The 6,297-nt window shown below is 52.9% G+C and carries 7 protein-coding genes and 1 pseudogene; 6 read left to right on the top strand and 2 right to left on the bottom strand.

Annotated features, from left to right (window positions below; genetic code table 11):
• From QZ506_RS03915 to QZ506_RS03925, 3 genes are all read left to right on the top strand, one after another.
• On the top strand, positions 1-114 hold a 114-nt coding region (locus QZ506_RS03915; RefSeq protein WP_291969230.1), incomplete at its 5' end, for an IS1 family transposase.
• A gap of 35 nt (positions 115-149) precedes the next feature.
• A complete protein-coding gene (argO, locus tag QZ506_RS03920; protein WP_291969232.1) occupies positions 150-764 on the top strand; it encodes an arginine exporter ArgO in 615 nt (204 codons plus the stop codon).
• 189 nt (positions 765-953) lie between these two features.
• Positions 954-1,679 carry an oxidative stress defense protein gene (locus tag QZ506_RS03925; RefSeq protein WP_291969222.1) on the top strand — a complete coding sequence of 242 codons (726 nt, stop codon included), beginning with the start codon at positions 954-956 and terminating at the stop codon, positions 1,677-1,679.
• Positions 1,680-1,696: 17 nt separating this feature from the next.
• Here the strand turns inward: QZ506_RS03925 and QZ506_RS03930 are convergent, their stop codons facing one another.
• Complete coding sequence (locus QZ506_RS03930; protein WP_291969224.1) at positions 1,697-2,590, bottom strand: LysR family transcriptional regulator ArgP; 894 nt, start codon at positions 2,588-2,590, stop codon at positions 1,697-1,699.
• A 203-nt stretch (positions 2,591-2,793) separates the two neighbouring features.
• Between QZ506_RS03930 and rpiA the strand changes: the two genes are divergently transcribed.
• On the top strand, positions 2,794-3,450 hold the full coding sequence (gene rpiA / locus QZ506_RS03935) for a ribose-5-phosphate isomerase RpiA (protein ID WP_291969227.1): 657 nt from the start codon (positions 2,794-2,796) through the stop codon (positions 3,448-3,450).
• Positions 3,451-3,760: 310 nt separating this feature from the next.
• Complete coding sequence (serA, locus tag QZ506_RS03940) at positions 3,761-4,990, top strand: phosphoglycerate dehydrogenase (protein ID WP_291969228.1); 1,230 nt, start codon at positions 3,761-3,763, stop codon at positions 4,988-4,990.
• Between the two features lie 150 nt (positions 4,991-5,140).
• Here the strand turns inward: serA and QZ506_RS03945 are convergent, their stop codons facing one another.
• Positions 5,141-6,142 (bottom strand): zinc-binding alcohol dehydrogenase family protein, encoded by a 1,002-nt coding sequence (locus tag QZ506_RS03945; protein ID WP_291969234.1) that lies wholly within the window; start codon positions 6,140-6,142, stop codon positions 5,141-5,143.
• Between the two features lie 78 nt (positions 6,143-6,220).
• On the opposite strand from QZ506_RS03945, the pseudogene QZ506_RS03950 reads away from it, so the two are divergent.
• Positions 6,221-6,297: pseudogene (locus tag QZ506_RS03950) on the top strand (IS1 family transposase); the annotation flags it as partial.

The raw sequence follows: 6,297 nt of genomic DNA on the forward strand, positions 1-6,297 counted from the left end.
ACACTGCGTAACCGATTGCAACGGCTCAATCGCAAGACGCTCGGATATTCAAAATCATCCGAAATGCACGATAGGATCATCGGTACTTACATCGAACGCGAGTACTACGTTTGATGCTACATCAACTCATTGAATACACGAACGGAACCATGTTTGGTATGTATTGGCAGGGATTTTTTCTGGGCGCGGCGATGATTTTGCCTCTGGGGCCGCAAAACGCTTACGTGATGAATCAGGGGATTCGGCGTCAGTATCACCTGATGATTGCCTTGCTGTGCGCATTGAGCGATGTCATTTTGATTTGTGCTGGCATTTTTGGCGGCAGCGCGTTGCTGAGTCAGTCGTCGCTGTTGCTGTCATTGATCACGTGGGGAGGTGTGGCGTTTCTGCTTTGGTATGGCTGGTGCGCGTTTAACGTGGTCTTCAAGCGTCAACTCGACGTGGTGAGCGTGGATATCGTACGGCAAAGCCGCTGGCGCGTTATCGCTACGGTGTTGGCTGTCACCTGGCTGAATCCACACGTGTATCTGGATACTTTTGTCGTGCAAGGCAGCATTGGCGGGCAAATGGCACCCGATGCGCGCAGTTGGTTTGCATTGGGCTCCATTACTGCTTCGTTCCTGTGGTTCTTTGCATTGGCGTTGCTGGCATCCTGGCTGGCACCGTGGCTGAACACGCCAAAAGCACAGCGCATGATTAATGCCTTTGTTGGCGTCATCATGTGGAGTATTGCGCTGCAACTCGCACATTCCGGTATGCAATAGTGTTGTAACTTGACGTTTTTTACGGTATTCAGGAATTCACCTATAGTTAAGCCAAGACAGCCTGTGCACTATATTTATCAATAACACTATGTTTATCTATAGCTGTAGGCGTATTCATTGCACAGGCGCACCGCCGTCATCGTGGCGTGCAACTGCGCACCATTAAATGGAATCGGGAGAAACGACACTGTGAAGCTAAAAGCACTGGCGATAGCCGCCCTGTTAGGATTAAGCACGCTTCCACTGTCCGGTCAGGCCGCTGAATTGCCGAACGGACCGCACATCGTGACATCGGGCAAAGCGAGCGTGGATGCCACGCCGGATATTGCAAATCTGGCGATTGAGGTCAGCGTTTCATCGAAAGACGTGGCTGATGCTAAAAAGCAGGTGGACGACCGCGTGGCGCAATATTTTGCCTATCTGGAAAAACACGGTATTGAGAGAAAAGATATCAGAGCCGCTAACCTGCGTACCCATCCTGAATACGATTTTCTGAAAGATGGTCGTTCTGAACTGAAAGGGTATCGTGCGGTGCGTCAGGTGGCGGTAACGGTACGCCAACTGGATCAGCTAAATGCCTTGCTGGATGGTGCACTGCACGCGAGGTTGACGGAAATCCGTGGCGTGGAGTTGGGGGTAGCCAACCCGGAAGCCTATCGCGATCAGGCACGTCAGAGGGCAATCGAAACGGCGACCAGCCAGGCGAAAGCATTGGCAACCGGATTCAACGCCAAACTGGGACCGATTTACAGCATCCGCTATCAGGTTGCCAACTATCATCCCGTTCCCATGGCTCGGATGTTTAAAGCGGCGGGCGTCGCGGTAGAGGCCGATGTGGCGCAGACTTACGAGCAGCAAAGCATCCAGTTTGACGATCAGGTTGACGTGGCGTTCGAACTGCAACCTAATCAGTAACGCCTGACTAACGTGCGTCAGGACTGGCGCAATACGCGATGCCCGTGCGAGAGCAGGGCATCCGTCACCTTTCTCATCATCCGACTTTCTGGCGCGAAGCGGTGCCAATAAAGCATACGGCGCTGAAACAGGCCCGGCGTCAGATCGACCAACTCGCTGTTTGCCAATTCTCTCTCGATTTGCAGGTGTGGTATCATGCAGCAGGTGGTGCCCTGTCGTGCCAGTTGTACGAACGCTTCTGACGAGTTAACGATATGGCAGGGAACGCTGCCGGGCGAGAGATCGAAATTCTGCTGCAAAAATGCCTGATGCATATCATCCAGATGATCAAAGGCAACCGCAGGGGCGCGCAGCAACGCGGAACGGGTCACGCCGTTCGGGAAGTAGCGTGCGGCAAAATACGGTGAGGCAACAAACAGATAGTCTAACGCACCGAGTTTATCCACCAGACAGCTCGGCAACGGTTGCGGCTGGATACTGACGGCACCGACCACTTCACCACGGCGCAAGCGTTCTTGTGTGCGGGTTTCATCTTCCACTTGCAGATTAAGGCGAATAGGGGAATCGACCAGTACCGGTTGCAACGCAGGTAACAGCCAGGTTGCGAGACTGTCGGCGTTGACCGCCAGCGACAGCAACAGCGGGATATCGCTGCTGGCATCATTGCCCAGCCACTCTTCTTCCAGCAACTCCACTTGGTGCAACAGCGCCAGCAATTTTTGTCCTTGTTCGGTGGGACGCGGTGGTATGGTTCTGACCAACAGCGGCTGTCCGAACAGGTTCTCCAACTGCTTGATGCGTTGTGAAACGGCGGATTGTGTGATGCACAATTTTTGCGCGGCGCGTTCAAATCCGCGCTCACGGATGACGGCATCGAGAGCCTGAAGTGTGCGATAGTCCGGTCGTTTCATGAAGGTGCCATTTCCTATGGATAAAACTTGCTCTTTGCACTATGCCACATTTTTCCGACGTAACACGCTAAAAATCTGTCCCATTTCACACTGATGGCCGAAAATAATCGAAGGACGCTCGGCGATTGGCGTCGTTTCCGGTGGCGCTTGCTCTATAATACGCCTCTCTCTTCCCACTGTAATTTGCAGGCACGATACAGACCATGACACAAGATGAACTGAAAAAGGCAGTCGGCTGGTCCGCGTTGGATTATGTCCGCCCGGATACTATTATTGGGGTGGGGACGGGCTCAACGGCAGCGCACTTCATTGACGCGCTGGGTTCCATCAAACACCAGATTAAAGGCGCAGTATCCAGCTCCGTGGCGTCTACCGAAAAGCTCAAAAGCTTAGGCATTACGGTGTTCGACAGCAACGAGGTTGATGAACTGGATATCTATGTGGACGGTGCTGATGAGATCAACCCGCACATGCAAATGATTAAAGGCGGGGGTGCTGCGCTGACGCGTGAGAAGATCATTGCTGCCATCGCGCGTCAGTTTATCTGTATTGTCGATGCCTCCAAGCAGGTGGATATTCTGGGTACATTCCCGCTGCCGGTGGAAGTGATCCACATGGCCCGTGCGTACGTGGCGCGTGAACTGGTGAAACTGGGTGGCCAGCCGGTCTATCGTCAGGGCGTAGTCACCGACGACGGCAATGTCATTCTGGATGTGCACAACCTCGATATCTCAGATGCCATTGCCGTAGAAAACCGTATCAATGGGATTGCGGGCGTGGTGACCGTCGGTCTGTTTGCCAACCGTGGCGCTGACGTTGCGTTGGTCGGTACCGCGGACGGTGTAAAAACACTGAAGTAATTTCTCCCCTGCGCATCGGACGTTGGCGTTGAAGGTGCTAACGTCCGATTTTTTTTGCTTAAAAACCACACCATTGTTAAAGTCTCACTTTTGGTACTTAATATCACTTTTTCTTATTTTGTTCCCTTGGCATCTGGCAAGGAGACGCGTTATCCCTATTTTTTTACTGTAAAAGGGAGTTTGTGACGCCGTTAGCAGTATCGGGGAAGCAATCGATTGCCTTGCTGCTGGCGTAATTTTTGTTATGTTGGCAGAGGCTGTTTGGCAAATGGGTTCATTGGCATCTGAAGTCTGAAAATAAGGTCGGGAAATGACAAAGGTATCACTGGAAAAAGACAAGATTAAATTCCTCCTGGTGGAAGGGGTTCACCAGAGCGCGTTGGAAAACCTGCGCGCAGCGGGTTACACCAACATTGAATACCATAAAGGTGCGTTGGATACGGAAGCGTTGAAAGCCTCCATCCGTGACGCGCATTTCGTCGGTTTGCGTTCCCGTACTCATCTGACGGAAGAAGTGTTTGCTGCCGCAGAAAAGCTGGTTGCCGTGGGCTGTTTTTGCATCGGTACCAATCAGGTTGAATTGCCTTCTGCCACCAAGCGCGGCATCCCGGTGTTCAATGCTCCCTTCTCCAATACTCGCAGCGTAGCGGAACTGGTGATTGGCGAAATGCTGCTGTTGCTGCGCGGCGTTCCTACTGCCAATGCCAAAGCGCACAGCGGCGTGTGGCACAAACAGGCTGTGGGCTCATTTGAAGCGCGCGGCAAAAAACTGGGTATCATTGGCTACGGCCACATTGGCACCCAGTTGGGTATCCTGGCCGAAAGCCTGGGGATGCATGTTTACTTTTACGACATCGAGAGCAAACTGCCGTTAGGTAATGCTCAGCAGGTGCGTCATCTGTCCGAATTGCTGAACATGAGCGACGTGGTCAGCCTGCACATACCGGAAACGGCGAGCACCCAGAACATGATGGGCGCGGATGAGCTGGCGCTAATGAAGCCGGGTTCTATTCTGATCAACGCCTCACGCGGTACGGTCGTCGATATCCCAGCTCTGTGTGAAGTGCTGCGTAGCCAACACATTGCCGGTGCTGCGATTGACGTATTCCCACAAGAACCCGCCACCAATACTGACCCGTTTGTGTCTCCTCTGCTGGAGTTCGACAACGTATTGCTGACGCCGCACATTGGTGGTTCCACGCAGGAAGCGCAGGAGAACATCGGTACGGAAGTGGCCGGTAAACTGGCGAAGTACTCTGACAACGGTTCGACGCTGTCTGCGGTTAACTTCCCGGAAGTTTCCCTGCCAGTGCAGAGCGATCGCGCACGTTTGCTGCATATTCACGAAAATCGCCCGGGCGTACTGACGGCGATCAACACCATTTTCGCCGAGCAAGGTATCAACATTGCTGCACAATATCTGCAAACCAGCTCGGATATCGGCTATGTGGTAATCGACGTGGAAACAGATGCAGCGAATACCGCGCTGCAACTGATGAAGGCGATTCCCGGCACCATTCGTGCCCGCCTGTTGTTCTAAGTGCGCGTCGAGCGTTTAATGTCGTGACGCACCTACTTAACATCGTCATTCCCGGCTTTCGCCGAGGATGACGAGAGGTAAAGTGGCTTTGTCATCAGTCAAACAGCACCTTTGGGGCTGTTTGCTTAAAGAGGCTGACAACGCGAGAGTTTATAACGCGATAGTCACCTTACCGCGCATATGCCCTTCCTGCACCTTGGCTTGAGCCTGTTGCAGCGTTTCAACGTTTAAACCGTTCAATACTTCACTGGCTGTGCCTTGCAGTTTGCCCGCGTCCACCAAGTGTGCTACTTCTTGCAGAATTTTCCCTTGCTGTTCCATATCCGGCGTTTGGTACATGCTGCGGGTAAACATGAATTCCCAATGCAGCGAGGCACTTTTGCGCTTCAGTTCGTTCTGATCCAGAGGACGTTCGTTTTCCACAATAGTGCAAATCTTGCCCTGCGGGGCGATCAAGGTGCCTATCGCGCTCCAGTGGCCGTCGGTGTCGTTCAAGCAGAAAATATAATCCACCTGGATGATGCCTGCTTTTTTCAGTTCCTCGACTAAATCGCGATAATCAACCACGAGATCGGCACCGCGCTGACGGCACCATTCTGCCGAATCAGGACGGGATGCCGTAGCGATAACCTTTACCTCACTGCGCAGTGCCGCCAGTGAAATAGCCAGGGAGCCAACGCCGCCCGCACCGCCGATAATCAGCAGGTTTTTCCCTGCGTCAGCGTCCTGAATCTCTAGGTGTTCAAACAGCCCTTCCCAGGCGGTAAGTGCGGTCAGCGGTAGCGCAGCAGCAGCGGCCCAGTCGAGGGATACCGGTTTGTGCGCCACAATCCGTGCATCAATGAGCTGATGCGAACTGTTGCTGCCAGCACGTGTGATATCGCCGGCATACCACACCTCATCGCCCACTTGAAAACCGCTGACGCGATCGCCAATGGCAAGTACGGTACCACTGGCATCCCAGCCTAACACGCGCGGCTCAGCCAACCCGTTTTTCCGCAAACCGGCATGAACTTTGGTATCGACAGGATTGATGGATACCGCTTTTACCTCAACCAGCAGATCGTGTGGGCCAGGTTGCGGCTGCTCTTGGGTAATGGCGATAAAACGTTCGGGATATTGGGGGTCAACGGCAATAGCATGTACGGTCATGATCTGTTCCTCATTGTTGGTCGTGTATTCAATATGTTGATTGCAGTGTGAAATGTCCGGTTTTGGATGTGGAATACAGTGGCTAAAGTTGATGTAAGATGCCCGTTTTGTGAACAGACATCTCCTGTGAAAAAACACGGTTATGGCAAAAGTGG

The organism is Candidatus Symbiopectobacterium sp., assembly GCF_020054415.1.
Classification (GTDB): domain Bacteria; phylum Pseudomonadota; class Gammaproteobacteria; order Enterobacterales; family Enterobacteriaceae; genus Symbiopectobacterium.

Bases quoted from the DNA above. Each gene is read 5' to 3' on its own strand.
- rpiA (WP_291969227.1), top strand. From the start codon at position 2,794: ATGACACAAGATGAACTGAAAAAGGCAGTCGGCTGGTCCGCGTTGGAT.
- QZ506_RS03945 (WP_291969234.1), bottom strand. From the start codon at position 6,142: ATGACCGTACATGCTATTGCCGTTGACCCCCAATATCCCGAACGTTTT.
- argO (WP_291969232.1), top strand. From the start codon at position 150: ATGTTTGGTATGTATTGGCAGGGATTTTTTCTGGGCGCGGCGATGATT.
- serA (WP_291969228.1), top strand. From the start codon at position 3,761: ATGACAAAGGTATCACTGGAAAAAGACAAGATTAAATTCCTCCTGGTG.
- QZ506_RS03930 (WP_291969224.1), bottom strand. From the start codon at position 2,590: ATGAAACGACCGGACTATCGCACACTTCAGGCTCTCGATGCCGTCATC.